Source organism: Mycobacterium sp. WUMAC-067 (assembly GCF_020217485.1).
Lineage (GTDB): Bacteria > Actinomycetota > Actinomycetes > Mycobacteriales > Mycobacteriaceae > Mycobacterium.
In genome coordinates, this window is sequence record NZ_JAEKMI010000145.1 from 1 (window position 1) to 1475 (window position 1475).

1 protein-coding gene is annotated in these 1475 nt (G+C 66.3%); it reads right to left on the minus strand.

Features of this window, described 5'->3' with window-relative positions; all coding sequences use genetic code 11:
- Positions 1–13: 13 nt before the first annotated feature.
- Positions 14–1288, minus strand: a complete 1275-nt coding sequence (locus JF781_RS27910; RefSeq protein WP_046187320.1) for an ISL3 family transposase — start codon at positions 1286–1288, stop codon at positions 14–16.
- Positions 1289–1475 lie beyond the last annotated feature (187 nt).

Sequence of the window (1475 nt, forward strand, 5' to 3'; positions counted from 1 at the left end):
GGCTCTTCGTAATTCAGAGTGCATTGACAAGTTGGTGGAGTGCTCCGCTGTGTAGTAGTGAGCGCCAACGGTAGTGGGTGAGGTTGCGGAATCCGAGGGCGTTGCGGCGCAATGCTTCCAGGCGGCCGTTGATGGCCTCGGTGGGTCCGTTGGAGACGTGGTGGTCGAAGAAGGCCAGGATGTCGGCGCGGCGGCGCGATAGCGTGCGGCCGAGTTGGGCGATCTCCTCCAATCCGGCGGGTACGCCGCGCCGTATCGACTCGATCAGCCTGGTCATTGCCTTCTTGCCGTGACGTCGGTTCGGGTCGGCGTAGGCGGCGATGATCTTCTGATAGATCAGCCAGGCGACCTTGACGGCGAGATGGTCGTCGCCGTCGAGCACCTCGGTCAGCCGGGTGTATTGGCGTGGGGAGAGCAGCTGCAGGCGGGTTCGGGCGATGCGCCGGATCCCATAGAGCGGGTCACCGGTGTGTCCGCGCCGACCCAGGGTCTGCTGCTGGATGCGTTGGCGGATCAGGTCGAGCTTGGTCCCGGCCAAAGCCACAACGTGGAAGGGGTCCATCACGGTGACCGCGTCCGGGATGACCTCGGTGGCGGCGGTCTTGTAGCCGGCGAACCCGTCCATCGCAATGACCTCCACGGCCCGGGCAAAGTCGGTGGGTTGGGCGGCCAACCACGTGGCCAGTGCGGTCGCTGAGCGTCCTTCGACCAGGTCGAGCAGGCGTGCCGGGCCGGTCTGGTCGTGGGTAGGCGTGAGGTCGATGATCAGCGTGACGAACCCCTCTGTGCCGCGACGCCGAGGCGCCCAGCGATGCTCATCGACACCGATCACCGTCACCCCGGCCAGCCGATCCGGCCCGGTTGTGGCGATCAGGCCGGCGGTCGCACGCATCGCGATGGAGCTGACAGTATGCCAGGACACCCCGAGTTCGGCGGCGATCGCCGAAATGGTGGTGCGGTCGATCATCAACCGCCGCAATACATACCGGGCACAGCGCCGCGTCGTCGATGAGCGCGGGGCCGCCAACTTGCCCAGATCCTGGTTGAACACTGCCCGCCCACACGCTGGCGTTGTGCAGCGGTAGCGAGGTAGGGCACCCTGCAGCACCAGCGGGTAGCCGGCCACCGGCAGATCCGTCAACGGCCGAGTCACAGTGTCGCGGTAGCGGCCCTCCCGGCCGCAGTCCGGACACCTGGCGTCACAGGCCACCGGCCTGCAGAAGATCGTCGTCGTCTTCTCGTCGACCGCGGCGTCGGTGATCGTCACCCCCAACTCGATGGTGCGCATGATCGTGTCGGCAACAACCGACGGCGGGCAGGCAGTAGCCTCAGGCAAGGGTCACCTCGGTGGTGTTGGTGAAGCGGCGTGTAGGAACCTGAATCGTCACCCACCGAGGCCCCACCTCAGCTCAACGACACGAACCCCCACCGCGGATATCCGCCAACCACTGCTGCACGCTCATTTCCGCAGAGCC